The organism is Massilia sp. NBRC 108631 (assembly GCF_059704565.1).
This window is the reverse complement of the sequence record NZ_BAAKJE010000223.1, coordinates 1-15610: the sequence shown is the minus strand read 5'-3', so window position 1 is coordinate 15610 and position 15610 is coordinate 1. Positions and strand designations below refer to the sequence as shown.

General features: G+C 68.4%; 15 protein-coding genes. 6 read left to right on the top strand and 9 right to left on the bottom strand.

What is annotated here, in order from left to right; translation table 11 throughout:
• From AC6H42_RS24080 to mrtJ, 7 genes are all read right to left on the bottom strand, one after another.
• Positions 1-465: NAD(P)/FAD-dependent oxidoreductase (locus AC6H42_RS24080; RefSeq protein WP_497549129.1), on the bottom strand; the 465-nt coding region annotated here is incomplete at its 3' end.
• Positions 462-2381: a protein-disulfide reductase DsbD gene (gene dsbD, locus AC6H42_RS24075; RefSeq protein WP_497549128.1), complete on the bottom strand. Its 1920-nt coding sequence runs from the start codon at positions 2379-2381 to the stop codon at positions 462-464. The genes AC6H42_RS24080 and dsbD, both read right to left, overlap by 4 nt.
• A 19-nt stretch (positions 2382-2400) precedes the next feature.
• The gene (locus AC6H42_RS24070; RefSeq protein ID WP_497549127.1) at positions 2401-3543 is read right to left on the bottom strand and encodes a DUF3570 domain-containing protein; all 1143 of its coding nucleotides are present in this window, start codon (positions 3541-3543) and stop codon (positions 2401-2403) included.
• Positions 3544-3560: 17 nt separating this feature from the next.
• Positions 3561-3821: a DUF4266 domain-containing protein gene (locus AC6H42_RS24065; RefSeq protein ID WP_229418294.1), complete on the bottom strand. Its 261-nt coding sequence runs from the start codon at positions 3819-3821 to the stop codon at positions 3561-3563.
• Positions 3818-4357, bottom strand: coding sequence for a TlpA family protein disulfide reductase (locus tag AC6H42_RS24060; RefSeq protein WP_082552035.1), 540 nt, complete (start codon positions 4355-4357; stop codon positions 3818-3820). The genes AC6H42_RS24065 and AC6H42_RS24060 overlap by 4 nt, the downstream gene beginning before the upstream one ends.
• Positions 4354-6552, bottom strand: coding sequence for a choice-of-anchor D domain-containing protein (locus AC6H42_RS24055; RefSeq protein ID WP_497549126.1), 2199 nt, complete (start codon positions 6550-6552; stop codon positions 4354-4356). Before AC6H42_RS24055 ends, AC6H42_RS24060 begins: the two co-directional genes overlap by 4 nt.
• A gap of 48 nt (positions 6553-6600) precedes the next feature.
• Positions 6601-6963 carry a JDVT-CTERM system glutamic-type intramembrane protease MrtJ gene (mrtJ, locus tag AC6H42_RS24050; RefSeq protein ID WP_082552037.1) on the bottom strand — a complete coding sequence of 121 codons (363 nt, stop codon included), beginning with the start codon at positions 6961-6963 and terminating at the stop codon, positions 6601-6603.
• Positions 6964-7145: 182 nt separating this feature from the next.
• Between mrtJ and AC6H42_RS24045 the strand changes: the two genes are divergently transcribed.
• From AC6H42_RS24045 to AC6H42_RS24025, 5 genes are all read left to right on the top strand, one after another.
• A complete protein-coding gene (locus AC6H42_RS24045) occupies positions 7146-7712 on the top strand; it encodes an RNA polymerase sigma factor (RefSeq protein ID WP_057157114.1) in 567 nt (188 codons plus the stop codon).
• Positions 7709-8416, top strand: coding sequence for a zf-HC2 domain-containing protein (locus tag AC6H42_RS24040; RefSeq protein ID WP_497549125.1), 708 nt, complete (start codon positions 7709-7711; stop codon positions 8414-8416). Before AC6H42_RS24045 ends, AC6H42_RS24040 begins: the two co-directional genes overlap by 4 nt.
• Positions 8413-9744, top strand: coding sequence for a S8 family peptidase (locus AC6H42_RS24035; protein ID WP_497549124.1), 1332 nt, complete (start codon positions 8413-8415; stop codon positions 9742-9744). The genes AC6H42_RS24040 and AC6H42_RS24035 overlap by 4 nt, the downstream gene beginning before the upstream one ends.
• Before the next feature lie 113 nt (positions 9745-9857).
• Positions 9858-11243 carry a glycoside hydrolase family 27 protein gene (locus AC6H42_RS24030; protein ID WP_057157117.1) on the top strand — a complete coding sequence of 462 codons (1386 nt, stop codon included), beginning with the start codon at positions 9858-9860 and terminating at the stop codon, positions 11241-11243.
• A gap of 54 nt (positions 11244-11297) precedes the next feature.
• A complete protein-coding gene (locus AC6H42_RS24025; protein WP_497549123.1) occupies positions 11298-12236 on the top strand; it encodes an alpha/beta hydrolase fold domain-containing protein in 939 nt (312 codons plus the stop codon).
• Between the two features lie 69 nt (positions 12237-12305).
• On the opposite strand, the gene AC6H42_RS24020 is transcribed toward AC6H42_RS24025, so the two are convergent.
• Complete coding sequence (locus AC6H42_RS24020; RefSeq protein WP_497549122.1) at positions 12306-13937, bottom strand: methyl-accepting chemotaxis protein; 1632 nt, start codon at positions 13935-13937, stop codon at positions 12306-12308.
• A 350-nt stretch (positions 13938-14287) separates the two neighbouring features.
• On the opposite strand from AC6H42_RS24020, the gene AC6H42_RS24015 reads away from it, so the two are divergent.
• Positions 14288-14986 (top strand): TorF family putative porin, encoded by a 699-nt coding sequence (locus tag AC6H42_RS24015; protein ID WP_497549121.1) that lies wholly within the window; start codon positions 14288-14290, stop codon positions 14984-14986.
• Here AC6H42_RS24015 and AC6H42_RS24010 read toward each other — a convergent pair.
• Positions 14983-15610 (bottom strand): insulinase family protein (locus AC6H42_RS24010; RefSeq protein WP_497549120.1); only part of this gene is annotated, 628 nt, incomplete at its 5' end. The two genes, AC6H42_RS24015 and AC6H42_RS24010, sit on opposite strands and share 4 nt — an antisense overlap.

Here is a 15610-nt window from a genome sequence, read left to right as displayed (position 1 = left end):
GTTGCCGCCGCCGATGACGGCCACTTCCTGGCCACGGTAGAAGAAGCCGTCGCAGGTGGCGCAGGCGGATACCCCGCGCCCCATGAATTCCTGTTCGGACGGCAAACCCAGGTACTGGGCCGACGCGCCGGTGGCGATGATCAGTGCGTCGCAGGTGTATTCGGCGCTGTCGCCGATCAGGCGGATCGGTTTCTCGCTCAGCTTGGCGGTGTGGATGTGGTCAAACACCATCTCGGTGTTGAAGCGCTCGGCGTGCTGCAGGAAGCGCTGCATCAGGTCCGGGCCTTGCACGCCCATCGCGTCGGTCGGCCAGTTTTCCACGTCGGTGGTGGTCATCAGCTGGCCGCCTTGTTCCATGCCGGTCACCAGCATGGGATTCAGATTGGCGCGGGCGGCGTAGATGGCGGCGCTGTAGCCGGCCGGGCCTGAGCCGAGTATCAGGACGCGGGCGTGTTTCTTGTTCATGGCGTTCCGCTTTGCGATAGTTGAGTTCCGCCCGCCCGCTGTGCGCGCTGCAGTTGCAGGATGAACGGTTCGGGCGGGATGAAGCCGATCAGGCGGCCTTGCGGGATCTCCTTGCCGCTGGCGTCGAACAGGATGATGCCGGGCGGCCCGAACAGGCTGAATTTCTTCATCAGCGCGCGGTCGTCGCCATTGTTCGCGGTGACGTCCACCTGGATCAGGCGCATTTTCTTCATCTCCGCGCTGACAGCGGCCTTGGAGAAAGTCATGCGTTCCATCTCCTTGCAGGCCACGCACCAGTCGGCATAGAAGTCCAGCAGTACCGGCTGCTTGGCCTCGGCCAGCACGGTCTCCAGCGCGGCGACCGTGCGGATGCGGGTGAAGCGCGGCTCGCCGTGGTCTTCCGCCGCCAGCGAAGCCGCATTGGCGGTCCCGCCGCGCAGGTGGGCCAGCGGCTGCAGCACGTCGCGCCCGGCGCTGGCGGCGCCCACCAGCTCGAACAGGCCGCCCACCAGCAACAGCAGGCCGAGCGCCTTGGCCGCATAGGCGCCCGGCTTGCTGCCCGGCGGCAGCGGCTGGCCAACGTGCAGGAACACGGCGCACAGGATGGCCAGGCCGCCCCACAGCATCATCATCACGGGGACCGGGAATACCGGCGACACCATCCACACCGCCACCGCGATCAGCAGCAGGCCGAATACCTTCTTCACGCCGTTCATCCAGGCGCCGGCGCGCGGCAGCAGGCTGCCGGCGGACAGGCCGGTCAGCAGCAGCGGCACGCTCATGCCGCACGCCATGGAGAACAGCGCCCAGCCGCCGATCCAGGCGTTGCCGGTCTGGCTGATGTAGAGCAGGGCGCCGGCCAGTGGACCGGCCACGCACGGGCCGACGATCAGTGCCGACAATGCGCCCATGGCGAACACGCCGACAAAACGGCCGCCGCGCAGCTTGCCGCCGGTTTCGCTCAGGCGCGACTGCAGGCCGCTCGGCAGCTGCAGCTGGTAGACGTCGAACATGGACAGCGCCAAGCCGACCAGCAAGGCGCCGAAGGTCAACAGCACCCACGGCTTCTGCAGTGCGCCGGCCAGGCCTTCGCCCGCCAGGCCCGCGCCCACCCCCAGTGCGGTGTACACCAGCCCCATGCCGATGCAGTAGGCGGTAGCCAGCAGCAGGCCACGGCTGCGCGACACGTTGCCTTCGCCGACGATGATGGAGGACAGGATGGGCACCATCGGCAGCACGCAAGGGGTGAACGAGAGCAGCAGGCCGAACACCAGGAAAGCGCCGCCGATGCGCCACAGGCTGCCGCTTTGCAGCGTGCGCTGGGCCAGGGTGCTGTCGTCCTCGGGCGGCGCCGCCGCTTGCGCAGCCGTGGCGGAGGGATTGCCTGCGCCGGCCGCCGTGGCCGTTTCTGCGGCAGCTGCGCTGCTTGTGGCGGCGCCGCCGTCCACGGCGGGGACTGTTGCCAGTGTGCCGGGCTGGCCCGGATCGACCTTGAAGGCCAGCTCCTGCGGCGGGTAGCACAGGCCCGCGTCCGCGCAGCCCTGGTAGCCCACGGTCAGCGTGAACGGCGCGGCGCTGCCACCGGCCAGCGGCAGCGTGACGGCCAATTGCCGCTGGTAGGTCTCCATCTCCTTGTTGAAGTTCTCGTCGAACTTGCGGATGCCGGGTGGTAGCGAAGGTTGCTCCAGCGCGCTGCTGCCCTTGAAGGCCAGCCGTTCGCGGTACAGGTGATAACCCGGCGCGATAGCCCAGGTCAGCACCAGCGTGCCGTTGTCGCGCAGCTCGCCGCGCAGCTGGAACGCCTGCTCGGGCGCGAGAAAGTCGTCGGCCGCCGCCGTGCCGGGCAGGCCGGCGAAAGCCAGCATGGCGCACAGCGCCAGCAGCCAGTTAAATAAACGTCGAAAAGCCCGTTGCATTACATCCTCCCAATTTGATTTACCACTGGCGCGTGAGGCCCAGCTGGATGCTGCGCGCACGCAGCGCGTCGAGGCCCGGGCTGCCGCTGTCGACGGCGCGCCACGCGCCGCGCTGCTGATAGGCTTCCACTTTCACGTCCACGGTCCAGTCGCGGCTCAATTCCTTGGCCACCTTGATCCCCAGCGTCACCGCGCCGAAGCCGGACAGGCGCTGGTCGGCCGACGAAAAGCGGGTGCTGCCGAACACGTAGCCCGGCGGGAACGGCTGGCCCAGCGCGGCGTCGTACACCGGGTCATAATAGAAGCTGGCCGCGCGCTGGGTGTGGTAACGCACGGACGGCGTCACCCGCCAGCCTTGCGCCAGCGGCTGCACGTACTCGGCGCCCAGCGTGTGCGCGCGGATGCCGTAGCTGTCGTTGTAGTAGCGGTAGCTCAGGCGCGAGGCGCCGCCGCTGCCCTCGTGGTGGTGGTTCCAGCGCGCCAGCAAGGTGTTCTGGTTGCGCTCGCGCGGCCGGTTGTCGAAGGCCTTGTACGGGTCGGAGAAGTAGCCGTGGCCGTGCGTGCGCGTCAGCGTCAGCTGCGCGAGGTCGCGCGGGGTGAGCACCTGGGTCACGCCCAGCATCAGATTGACGCTCTGGCGCGACTCGCTGCTGACGATCTTGTTGACCGGGTCGATCGCATCGTCCGAACCGCCCACGCCGAACGACCAGGTGGTGTTCTTGTCTTCGCTGGACACGGTGCCCGTCAGCGACAGCGCACGCGACACGTAGTCATGCTCGGTGGAGTAGGCCGCGCCCACCGTCACGCTGCCGCGCGGCAGGTAGCGGGTCACCGCGATATCGCCGGCGCGGCGGGTGTCCTTCATGCGCGAGGCGCCGGACACCGCCGTGTGGTAGCGCGGCGAAGCGCCGGACACATGGTCCGAGGTGAGGGAGCCGGACAAGGACCACTGGCCGGCGATCGGCGTCACCAGCGACACCGACGGCGAATCGACGTGGATCCGCTCCAGGCCGGACTGGCTTTCCTCGTACTTCAGGTATTTCAGGCTCAGGGTGCTGCGCTCCGGCGGCTCCTCGGCGTGCGCGGCCAGGCCCGGCAGCAGCAGCGCGGCCGCCAGCAGCGCGTTGCCCAGCGGGGGCAGGTCGGTTTTTTCTGTATTCATGCTAGTCCTTGTGCCGTTCAATTGCAGCCGCAGCCGCCGCCACCCACGCCGCTGCCGCCGGAGGCGGCTTCCTTGCTGGCGTAGATATGCTCGTTGTAGCGCGCTTCCAGCGGATCGCCGTCGATCAGCATTTCCGGCTTGGCCAGCACGCCTTTCTCCCACGCTTGCACCGGCTTGATGGCGCTGCAGCCGGCACCGGCGGCGGCGGTTGCGGCAACGGCCGCCAGCGCTGCCAGGCGCGCCAGCGCGCGCATGGCGGTATTGACGCGCGGGCTCACTTTTTCGCTCCCAGGGCGGCGCGGATGCGGCTCTCCAGTTCGGCGCGGTCGCCTTCCCGGAAACCGCTGTGCTCGAACAGGATCTTGCCGTCCGGCCCGATCAGCACGCTGCTCGGCATGCCCTTGATGCCGTACTGGCGCGGGGCGGCGCCGGCCGGATCGAAGGCGACCACGAAGCGGGCCGGGGTGTTGGCCAGGAAGCTGCGCGCGTCGTCGGTCTTGGCGTCGACATTGATGCCGACCACCTGCAGGCCTTGCGCGCCATACTTGGCCTGCATCTCATTCATCCACGGGAAGGAATGGCGGCAGGGGCCGCACCAGGAGGCCCAGAAATCCAGGTACACCAGCTTGCCCTGGTACTGCTCAAGGCGCACCGCGCCGGCAGTACCAGGCAGCTCGAAGGCCGGCGCGGGCTGGCCGGGGACGACCGCCGCGCAGGCCGGCTGCGCCAGCAGCAAAGCGGCGGCGGTGCCGCTGATGCCGATGACGGCCGCGAGTGCCCGATGGGCACGATTGCCCAGGCTGATGAAGTTCATGCTGCCTCCTGATCGTTGTGTTGGTCTTTGCCGGCGCGGCGCGCCGGCCCGCGCGCAACCCTGCGCCAGCCGATCACACCCAGCGCCAGCAGCACCAGGAACGGCAGCATCGGGTCCTTGCCGTGCCGGGCGGCGGAGCAGCCGCCGCCACCGCTGTTCTGCGGCTGCGCAGTGGCGGGTGGGGGCACGGCGGCGCTGGCCAGGCCGGTCAGCGCGATAGTCCAGCTGGACGCGGCGTCGCCTTGCAGCTTGACCTCGCCGGCGCTGGCGCCGGCTGCGGTAGGTGCATAGCGCACCACCAGTTCGCAGGAGGCGCCCGGCTGCAGTGCAAACGGCGTGGCGGCGCAGCTGGTGCTGTCGGTGACGGCCGAGAACGGGCCGGTGAAGGTGGCGCTGGCCAGGTTGAGCGCAGCGCTGCCGGTGTTGGTCAGCGTGAAGCGCTTGGTTGGGGCGGTACCGCCGACAGTGACGGCGCCGAAATCGAACGATTGCGGCGATACGGCCAGCGCGGCGCCGGCCGGCACCGCCACGCCGTTGCCGGACAGGTTGAGGTTGAGCTGGGCGCCGCCATCGGTCATCAGTACCAGGCCGGCGCTGCGGGCGCCTGCCGCTGTCGGTTTGAAGGTGCTGTCTATGGTGCAGCTGGCCGCAGGGCTCAGCGTGCCGTTGACGGTGCAGCTGCCGCCCAGTACGAAGTCGCCGGGATGGGCGCCGCCCAGCAGCAGGCTGGCGATCTTCAGCGCCGCGCTGCCGTCGTTGCGCAGCACGGTGCTGCGCGCCGCCGAGCTCCTGCCGAGCTGCGTGTCCGCGAACACCAGCGGGCCGCCGTCCGACAGTACCGGTTTGGCCACGGCGGCCGTGGTGCCGGCGCCGGTGATGGCAACCTGCAGGTCCGGCGCGTTGGAGCGCACCAGCAGCGTGGCGGCCACGTTGCCGGCGGCGGCGGGGGCAAAGCTGAGCGGCACCACGCAGCTCGCGCCGATGGCCAGCGTAGCGCCGCAGGTGCCGGCGCCAGCCGTTATGGCCGTGGCGCCGCTGGCGGTGATCGAGCTGATGGCAAGAGCCACGTTGCCGTTGTTGGTCAGCGTGACGTTCTGGGTGACTGCCGCACCGCCCACGGTTTGCGCGCCGAAGGCCAGCGCGCTCGGATTGGCCGCCAATGCCGGCGCAGCGGCCGCGCCGCTGCCGGACAGGCCGATGGCGGCATTGCCGTTGGATGCGTTCGATACCAGGCTGACACTGGCGGAGAAGGCGCCCGCCGCAGTCGGCTGGGCCTGCACGGTCAGGGTGCAGTTGCCGCCGGCCGGTACAGGCGCCGCCGTGGAGCAGCTGCCGCCCAGCGTGAAGAAGCCGCTGTTGGCGCCGCCCAGTGCGATGCTGGTGAAACTGAGGGCTGCCTGGCCGCTGTTGCTGACGGTGATGGTCTGCGGGGCCGACGCGGTATTCACGACCAGTGCACCGAAGTTGACGCTGGTTGCCGACAGGGCGACGGTGGGCTGTGCCACGGCGCTGCCGGTGCCGCTCAGGGCAAGGGTGCTGGCGCCGCCGGTGGCGTTGTGGCCGATGGTGAGTGTGGCCGCGCGCGTGCCTGCGGCAACCGGCTTGAAGCTGACCACCAGGGAGCAGTTGGCGCCAGCGGCCAGCGCGCCGCCGGCGCTGCAGCTGCCGCCGCTGACGGCATAGTCGCCCGCAGCCGCGCCGCCCAGCGCGATGCTGCTGATGTTGAGCGCGGCCGAGCCGGTGTTGGCCAGCGTGGCCGTCAGGCCGGCACTGGTCTGGCCCACGGTGGTGCCGCTGAAGGCGAGGCTGGCCGGGGACAGCGAGGCGGCAGGCGCGGCGACCACGGTCGGGTCGCCGATGAAGGCTGCCAGGTCGGCCAGCTCGGCGGAGCTGAAGCGGCCGTTGAACAGCGCACCCATGCCGCCGCGATTGGCCGCGATGGCGGCGCTGATCACGGCGGGCGCATTGGCGGCGCGCAGGATGCCGCTGGCGTTGCTGGCTGGATTGGGACCATGGCAGGACGCACAGGTGGCGCCGCCGCCCACCGGGCCGTTCAAATACAGGCTTTTGCCATTCAGGGCGTTCGGCGTCTGGGCCGACGCGGTGCCGAGACCGGCGCCAAGGATCAGCAGCGTGGCGAGGCCGGTGCGGCGGACTAGCCGCCGGCCCGGGTAATGCGGTGTGGATGGGGTCATCGTTGCTCCTGGTTGTGCTCTTGTTGGTAAGCCGGGTTGTTAATCTCGTTACTGAAAATTGATGCTGCAGGAAACATGGGCAAAGCCATTGCACAGGGCATGCGCGGCGGCGCATAGCCGCCAGTCCCGCCGGCGCCAGTACAGCAGGCCCATGGCCAGCCCTGGCGGGAACACAGCGGCGGCGGCGAACCAGCCGGCGCCAGCGTGCAGCAGGCTGAACCCGGCGGCCGGCGCCAGCATGGCGAGCGGCATATTCCCGGCCCAGCGCCGCATCAGCCATTCCTGCAGGCCGGCGCGCACTATCCACTCCTCCAGCAGCGGCGCCAGTACCAGCAGGCGCAGCAAGGTGGCAGGATCGGTCTTCAGCAGCGACGGGCCGCACAGGGCTGGGAGCAGGGGCAGGGTGGTCATGTCACACGGTCAATACTGTCAAGTCTGAAAAAGGTTCAAAGGAACGTGAAATATTTTTCCCGGAATGGCGGCGTGTAAAATGAATCAGAAATTTTTTGAACCTTTTCTGTGCTTGTGCGTATAAACCGTAGACAGGTAGAAATAACGAAGAAATAGCGAAGCAGCAGCGGAGAAACAGGCAGATGGGGAATTTGGCAGGGGCGGACGGCGGCGAGCCGCAATTGGTGCGGCAGATCGCCACAGGAGACCGGGCGGCGTTCCAGGCGCTCTACCGCATCTATTTCCCCCGGCTGGCCCGGTTTCTGGACCGCATGGTGCGCAACGCGCCGCTGCTGGAAGAGATCATCAACGACACCATGCTGGTGGTGTGGCAGAAGGCGCAGACCTATGATCACAGCTGCAAGGTGTCAACCTGGATTTTCGCCATCGCCTACCGCCAGGGCTTGAAGGCGGTGAACATGCTCGACGAGCCGGTGGAGTCGGACTTCGAGCAGCAGCCCGGTTGCGCCAGCCAGGAACCCGAGCAGGCCGCCTTGCAGCAGCAGATGCAGCAGGACGTCGGCCGTGCGCTGGAGGCGCTGCCGCTGGAGCAAAGGGTGGTGGTGAGCCTGGCCTATTACCACGACATGGCCTACCAGGAGATCGCGCAGACGATGGATTGCCCGGTCAATACGGTGAAGACGCGGATGTTTCACGCCCGCCAGCGCTTGCGCGGCATGCTGTCCGCACATATGGAAGAATTATCATGAGTAGCAATCAACTAGCGGATACGCATGGCGCGGTTCAGGCCTTGCTGCCGTGGTTTGCCAACGAGACCCTGGCCGCGGACGAGATGGCGCTGGTGCGCGAACATCTGCGTGCCTGCCCGCAGTGCCGCGAGGAGGCCGCCTGGCAGCAGCGCTTGCGCGCGGCCGAGCCTGCGCTGCCGCCGGGGCTGGACCCGGAACGCGCGCTGGCGCGCCTGATGCCGGAGCTTGGACCGCAGGAAGCGGGGCAGGCCGCGGCGCCGGCCATGCCGCAGGCCGCGCGGCTAGCCGTACGGCCGTCTGCCGATGGCTGGCTGCAGCAACTGGCCGCACGCTGGCAGTCCCTGCTGTCCGGCGGCAGCGGCTGGATGCCGTGGGCGCTGGCAGGGCAGGGGATACTGATTGCCGGGCTGGTAGTCCAGCTGCTGCCTGGCGACGCGAGTGACTACCGGGCACTCAGCAGCGGCGGCAACGCCGCGCCGCCGTCCTCCGGCAACGTAGTGGTGATGTTCCGTCCCGACGCGCAGCTTGGCCAGGTGCAGCAGATCCTGCAGGCCCAGGGCGCACGCGTGGTGGACGGCCCGACCGTAACGGGCGCCTACGTGCTGGAGGTGCCGGACTCGCAGCAGGCGCAGACGCTGTCGGCGCTCAGGGGCTACCCCGCGGTGCAGCTGGCGGAGCCGCTCAACCTGCGGCGCGCGCCATGAAGCGCGCATGGCCATGGCTGCTGTGCTGCGCGCTGCTGGCCGGCGCGGGATCTGCGTTGTCCGCCGCCGCCGCCGCCCGGCAATCCGCGCCGCCAGCACCGCCTGCAACGCCCCAGGCGGCGCCGCAGCCTGCCGGCACGCTCCCCCAGCCGCAGGCGGCGTCCCCCCAGCCTGCGCGCGAAATCCTGGTCATGCTGCGCTTGCCCGCGACGCACTTCCGGCCGGATTCCTACTACCCGCCCAACTACCGCGACGACGCAGGCCAGGCGGCGCGGCGCCGCACCGCCGAAGCGCTGGCCCGCGAATACGGCCTGCGCCTGCTGGAGGACTGGGCCATGCCGCTGCTGAACGTCGATTGCTACCGCATGGCCGAACCCGAGGGCGCCGAGCCGGGCAAGATCGTCGAGGCGCTGTCGCGCGACCCGCGCGTCAAGTGGGCGCAGCCGATAGGGACCTTTTCGGCGCAGGGCGGCAGCGACCCGCTGTTTCCGGTGCAGCCGGCAGCCCGGCAGTGGCAGCTGGCCGATATGCGCAAGGCCGCCACCGGCCGTAACGTGACGGTGGCGGTGATCGACAGCGGCGTTGAAGCTGCCCATCCCGACCTGGCCGGTCAGCTTGCCTTCCAGGAGAATTTCGTCGATGGCCAGCAGTACACCGCTGAACGGCATGGCACCGGCGTTGCTGGCGTGATCGCAGCGCGGGCCGGCAACGGCGTCGGCATCGAAGGCGTGGCGCCGGAAGCGCGCCTGATGGCGCTGCGGGCGTGCTGGGAACAGGCCGACGGCGCCACGCGCTGCAACAGTTTCACGCTCGGCAAGGCCATGAATTTCGCATTGATGCACGGCGCCCAGGTGATCAATCTCAGCTTGTCCGGGCCGCCCGACCGGTTGCTGCGTGAGCTGATCGACGTGGCGTGCGCGCGCGGCGTGCGCGTGGTCAGCGCGGTCGACCCGGCCAGCGCCGACGGCGGCTTCCCCGCCTCGCATCCCGGCGTGTTCGCCGCCACTGCCATGGTGGCGCAGATGGCGGCCGGACGCGTGCTGCTGGCGCCCGGGCGCGACATTCCCACCGCCGCCCCTGGCGCACGCTGGGACATGGTGTCCGGCTCATCCTACTCGGCGGCCCATATCTCGGGCATGATGGCTTTGCTGAGCGAGCTGCGGCCCGCCCTGGCATTGCCCAAGCTGCGCGCCGGCATCGTCACGCAGCCGGCCGGCCAGGCGCAGAACGCCGGCATCGACCTGTGCGCCACTGTGACCCAGCTGACAGGCAAATGCACCTGCTTGTGCGGCAGCACGGCGCAGCTGAAGGAAGTGCGCTCCCCGTAAGACAATTTTGCCGCCGGTTTGGTGAAATTCGCAATGGATCGGGAGCGCAGGGCGCGTTATGCTGCCCGCACAGCAATACCTCCGCCTGTCAACCATACTCCGCTCACGGTCTTATGATAAATCTGCCTCGCCGCCGCCTCCTTGCGACTTCGCTTGCCACCACTCTTGCCACCACGGTTGCCACAGCGGCAGCCCTGCCTGGCGCGCGCGCAGCAGCGCCGACAGCCCATGGAGGGGCGGCGCTGGCGCCCACGCCGCCGATGGGCTGGAACAGCTGGAACTCCTTTGCCACCACCATTACCGAGGCCCAGGCGCTGGAGAACGCGCGCATCATGGCGCAAAAGCTGCTGCCGTCCGGCTACGACATCTTCACGGTCGATATCCAGTGGTACGAGCCGAACGCCACCGGCTACGAGTACCGCAAGGACGCCGAATTGACGATGGACGAGTATGGCCGCCTGCTGCCGGCGCCGAACAGGTTTCCTTCTGCCGCAAAGGGCGGGGGCTTCAAAAGCCTGGCCGGCCAGGTGCACCGCATGGGCATGAAGTTCGGTATCCACGTCATGCGCGGCATTCCGCGCCAGGCGGTGCGCCTGAACACCCCGATCCTCGGTACGAAGCTGCGCGCACAGGACATTGCCGACACGAGCTCCATTTGCGGCTGGAACGGCGACATGTACGGCATCGACATGAGCCGGCCCGGCGCGCAGGACTACTACGATTCCATCTTCAAGCTGTATGCGTCCTGGGGCGTCGATTTCGTCAAGCTGGACGACATGTCGCGGCCCTACGAGAAAAACTGGCGCGAGGTTGAAGCGGCCCACAAAGCCATCCAGGCGTCCGGACGCGCGATAACGCTGAGCCTGTCTCCCGGCGAGACCGATCTCAAATGGGCCGGCCACGTGCCGCACTACGCGCAGCTGTGGCGTATCTCGGACGATTTCTGGGACGAGTGGAAACTGCTGAAGGAGCAGTTCCAGCGCCTGGAAAACTGGAATCCCACCATGGCGCCCAACGCCTGGCCCGATGCCGACATGCTGCCGCTGGGCCGCCTGGCGATGGGCGAGCGGGACACGAAATTCACCCCGGATGAGCAGCAGACGCTGATGACCTTGTGGAGCATCGCGCGCTCGCCGCTCATCATGGGGGGCGACCTGCGGCGCCTGGATTCAGCGACACTGGCCTTGCTGACGAACCCGGAAGTGCTGGCCGTGAACCAGCAGAGCCACCAGAACCGGCCGCACCGCGCCGACCCGGGCACGCGCATCTGGAGCGCCCGCGCGAACGGCGACAAGCAAGCCCCGGTTTATTACCTGGCGCTGTTTAACACTGAAGACGCGCCGTTGGAGATAGAATTCGACCTGTCGCGCCTGAACTTTGGCGACAGGACGGTGGCGCTGCGCGACCTGTGGCGCCGCCGGGATCTGCCGCCCGTGCGCGGCGCTGTTCGCCAGGCCCTGGCTCCGCATGGTTCGGCGCTGCTGCGCGTGGCGGGCTGACCGGCGGCGCCCGGCTATCCCTTTATTCGAAGGTCACCATTAAGGAACGGAACGATGCGAATTGCACTGGCGGTTTTGGGCTTGGCCCTGTGTTTCACCTTGTCGGTTCCGGCGCTGGCGCAAAGCAGCGATGACGGCTACCGTACCGCTGCCCAGGTGGGCGCCGGCTACAGCGTGAATCCCAACATTACCTACCTGACCGCCAGCGGGCGTGACCTCAAGCTCGATGTCTACCAGCCCTGGCCGAGCAAGGCCGCCACGCCGGTGGTGCTGAATTTCCACGGCGGCGGCTGGGTGGCCGGCTCGCGCGAAGGCGACATCCTGCATCTGCTTCCCTACATGCAGATGGGCTTTGCAGTGGTCAATGTGGAATACCGGCTGGCCAAGACAGCATTGGCCCCGGCCGCAGTGGAAGACACGCTGTGCGCGTTGCAGTGGGTGGGCCGCAACGCCAAGCGCTTCAACTTCGACCTTGGCAAGGTGGTGACGACGGGCGGCTCGGCTGGCGGGCACCTGGCGCTGGCGACCGCGATGATGCCATCCGATTCGCCCTTTACCAACCAGTGCGCGGCCAACGATAGCTGGAGCGGACCGTACGCCAACGCGGCGCCGAAAGTGGCGGCCGTGGTCAACTGGTTCGGCATCACCGACGTGGCCGACATGCTGCAGGGGCCGAACGTGCGTTCCTACGCGGTGGCCTGGTTCGGCACCATGGACGGCCGCATGGAACTGGCGCGCCGCCTGTCGCCGCTCAGCCATGTGCGCAAGGACGGTCCGGCCGTGCTGACCATCCATGGCGACGCCGACCCGCTGGTGCCCTACGCGCATGCGCTGCGCCTGCAGCAGGCGATGGACAAGGCGGGCGAGAAAAACCAGCTGTTTACGATCAAGGGCGGCGGCCATGGCGGCTTCGCGCCCGAGCAGCATCAGCAAGCCTTCCAGGCCGTGCGCAGCTTCCTGCGCGAGCAAGGCATCACGGCGCCCGCACCATAGGGCGGGCCGCGGCAGTCGCTGGACTGGCTGCGCGGCCCCAATGCCGGCGTCCGGCGCCGGTGCCTCGGCTCATGCTGCGGCCCGGCCTCCCGCCACCAGCCGCAGCGTGGGCGAGGCCGCGCGGCGCGCTGTGGCGGCCGGGCCAGGCGCCGCATCGCCGCAGCCGGTGGTAAAGGTCGACACCAGCTGCGTCAGGCAAGTTGCCTGCTCCTGCAACGAGAGGGCGGCGGCGGCCGCTTCCTCCACCAGCGCTGCGTTGCGCTGCGTGACTTCATCGAGCTGGCAGATGGCCTGGTTGATCTGGTCCAGCCCCGCGCTCTGTTCCTGGCTGCCGCTGGCAATGTCGGCCATCACGCCGGCCACGCCGCCTATGCCTTGCACCACCGACTCCATGGTGGCGCCGGCCTTGCCGACCAGTTGCACGCCCTGTTCCACCTGCTGCACCGAGTTGCCGATCAGCGTCTTGATTTCCTTCGCGGCGGCGGCCGAGCGGTGCGCCAGGTTGCGCACTTCGCCGGCCACCACGGCGAAACCGCGCCCTTGCTCGCCGGCGCGCGCCGCTTCCACGGCGGCGTTCAGCGCCAGGATGTTGGTCTGGAAGGCGATGCCGTCGATGACGCCGATGATGTCCGCAATCTGGCGGGAGGAGGCGTTGATCGCGTCCATGGTCTCGACCACCTGCGCCACCGCTTTGCCGCCTTCGGCCGCGACGGCCGACGCGGACGCCGCCATCCGGTTGCCGCGCATCGCGTGTTCCGCGTTGCGCTTGACGATACAGGCCAGCTCCTCCATCGACGAGGCGGTTTCCTCCAGTGCGCCGGCTTGCTGTTCGGTGCGGCTCGACAGGTCGGCGTTGCCGCCGGCGATGTCGCGCGAGGCGGTGGCTATGGCGTCCGCGCCGCCGCGTACCTGGTCGACTATGCCGGACAGGCTGCCGTTCATATCCTTGAGGGCCAGCAGCAGCTGGCCGGTCTCGTCGCTGGAACGCGCCTCGATCACGCTGCCGAGGTTGCCCGACGCGACGGTCTGGGCGATGCGCACCGCTTGCTTGATGGGGCCGGTGATCGAGCGTCCCACCGCCCAGGCGGTGAAACCGCCCAGCAGCAGGGCCAGGGCGGACACGCCCAGCATCAGTGCCAGCGCGCGGGCGTTGCTGTCATCGGCCTCCTGCTCGTCCCGGCGGCTTTTGGCCAGCTGCACTTCCACGTACTGCTGTATCGCGTCCTGCCACGCGCCGGTGGCGGGGCCGGCCTGTTGCAGCAGATAAGTGACCGACGCTTCGCGGTCGCTTTTGCTGAGCTGGAGGAAGCGGTCGTACATGGGCAGGGCCTTGTCGTGGCCGGCCTTGATTTCCGCCATCAGCTTTTTGCCGGCCTCGTCCAGCGGCATCTTTTCCATCGCGGCGTAGGCTTTATCGTAGCGGGACTTGGCGTCCACGATTTTCTGCGACTCGGTGCGGGCGGCAGCCTCGTCCGATTGCAGGGCGACGGTGCGGATCACGCGCGCGACAACGTGCGTGGACTGCGACATCTCTTCCAGCAGCCGGATCTTCTCAAGGTTGACGTCGACGATATGGTGCAGTGCGTGGCTGGCGGTGTTCAGGCCGGCCATGCCGGACAGCGCCACGCAGGCCAGCAGCGCCAGGATCACCGCGAAGCCGGCGGCCAGCCGCTTGCCGATGCTCAGATTTGCGAGTTTCATGATTGCCTCCAGGGTAGGGAACACACGCGATGCGGCGGCGCGAGCAATCCTAAGAGACGCTTCGCGCAGCAAGTACAGGCGGGGATGTGGCCTGAAGGGAATTATTATTGCCTTGTGTTACATTTGGTGAGATTCAGGATAGCCCACGCGAAGCCGTTTGTGTAGGATTAGATGAGGTAGACGGATTTTGTTGCGTGTTTGGTCCTGCGCGCGGCATGGCAACGTCCTGTTCAGCGCCGTGCATCTCTGGCATGATGGCATTTGTTACACACCTGATCAGGGAGTTTGCATGTTTGTGCGGCAGTTTTCGCGGCAATACTGTTACGCCCGCCGTTGCGGCGGAGGCGTCTTTGCGTAGAGCCTGGGCGGTCCTGCTGCTGTGCTGCTGGCAGGGGCGCGCAGCGCATGCACAACTGAGCGGCAGTGTCACGCTGGTGTCCGAGCACGTGTACCGCGGGGTGAGCCTCAGCGACGGCGCTCCCGCACCCCAGTTCAACCTGACTTACGACGGCGCCGCCGGCTGGTACGTGGGCGCGTTCGCGTCGCGCTACAAGCTGCAGGGCGACCGGCGCAGCGGCACGCAATACATCGCCTACGCCGGCCATGCACAACGGCTGTCGTCCGGCCTGACGCTGGACACGGGCGTGTCGCGCTACGGCTACACGCCGGGCGCGAGCCTGAACTACACCGAAGTTTACGCCAGCCTGGCGGTGGACCAGTTCAATGCCAGGCTTTCCTATTCGCCCGACTACCTGGGCTTGAACGCCAGCAGCGCCTACACGGAACTGAACGGCAGCTACGCGCTGGGCGGCGACGTCAGCCTGTACTTGCACGCGGGGTGTCTCAGTTATTTGTCCGGCCTGCCGCAGCATGCCAGCCGCCATACGCTGGACGGGCGGGTCGGCGTGGGAACCGCGTGGGCGGGCTGGCGCTGGCAGGCGGCCTGGGCCAAGGCCCAGGCGCGCGGCAACGCTTACAGTTCGTGGTACGGCGGCAGGGCGCCGAACTCCAGTGGCACCCTGGTGCTGAGCGCCAGCCGGCCGTTCTAGCCCGTCGCCTGGACCGGGTTTTCTCCGCTCAGTGCGTGCAGGTCGGTCACTTCCAGGCCGTCCAGGTCTTGCGCGGTGTTGCCGACGAAGGCCGCGCGGCTGGGCGTGGCTTGTTTCAGCCACTGGCGCACCGCCAGCCGGATCTCATCTTGCGTGCAGGCAAGCACGCCGCTGCGGAAACGCTGCCGCTGCTCCGGGCCGATGCCGCGCGCCTGCAGGCTCCAGGCGTTCAGTACGGCGTCGAAGGGAGACGCCGGCCGGTCCAGCGACTTGATCACGCAAATGATCGCTTCCTCTATCTGCTCCGGGCTGAAGTCGGTTTCCAGCAAGTGGCCGATGGCGGCGGCGAAGTCGGCGTAGGTTCCGGCCAGGCGCGGGTCGCGGTAGGAACTCATGCTGAACAGGCGCAGGCCGCCGGCGTAGCTGGCCGAGCCGCCGTAGGCGCCGCCTTTCTCGCGCAGCGCCTGGTGCAGCAACTGGTGTGTCAGCAGTTCGGCGGCGACCGCCAGGGCCGGCGCCTGCGGGTGGGTCTGGGGCGGAGCGGGCCAGGCGATGTAGCAGTGGTTGACCTGGCCGGCGGCGTACAAAGCCAGGTTGGCGCGCGCTGCGCTGGCGGCGGCCGCC

Coding starts and splice junctions, on each gene's coding strand:
- AC6H42_RS24040 (WP_497549125.1), top strand. CDS start 7,709: ATGAGTAGCAATCAACTAGCGGATACGCATGGCGCGGTTCAGGCCTTG.
- AC6H42_RS24070 (WP_497549127.1), bottom strand. CDS start 3,543: ATGAATACAGAAAAAACCGACCTGCCCCCGCTGGGCAACGCGCTGCTG.
- dsbD (WP_497549128.1), bottom strand. CDS start 2,381: ATGCAACGGGCTTTTCGACGTTTATTTAACTGGCTGCTGGCGCTGTGC.
- AC6H42_RS24055 (WP_497549126.1), bottom strand. CDS start 6,552: ATGACCCCATCCACACCGCATTACCCGGGCCGGCGGCTAGTCCGCCGC.
- AC6H42_RS24060 (WP_082552035.1), bottom strand. CDS start 4,357: ATGAACTTCATCAGCCTGGGCAATCGTGCCCATCGGGCACTCGCGGCC.
- AC6H42_RS24045 (WP_057157114.1), top strand. CDS start 7,146: ATGGGGAATTTGGCAGGGGCGGACGGCGGCGAGCCGCAATTGGTGCGG.
- AC6H42_RS24020 (WP_497549122.1), bottom strand. CDS start 13,937: ATGAAACTCGCAAATCTGAGCATCGGCAAGCGGCTGGCCGCCGGCTTC.
- mrtJ (WP_082552037.1), bottom strand. CDS start 6,963: ATGACCACCCTGCCCCTGCTCCCAGCCCTGTGCGGCCCGTCGCTGCTG.
- AC6H42_RS24030 (WP_057157117.1), top strand. CDS start 9,858: ATGATAAATCTGCCTCGCCGCCGCCTCCTTGCGACTTCGCTTGCCACC.
- AC6H42_RS24035 (WP_497549124.1), top strand. CDS start 8,413: ATGAAGCGCGCATGGCCATGGCTGCTGTGCTGCGCGCTGCTGGCCGGC.
- AC6H42_RS24025 (WP_497549123.1), top strand. CDS start 11,298: ATGCGAATTGCACTGGCGGTTTTGGGCTTGGCCCTGTGTTTCACCTTG.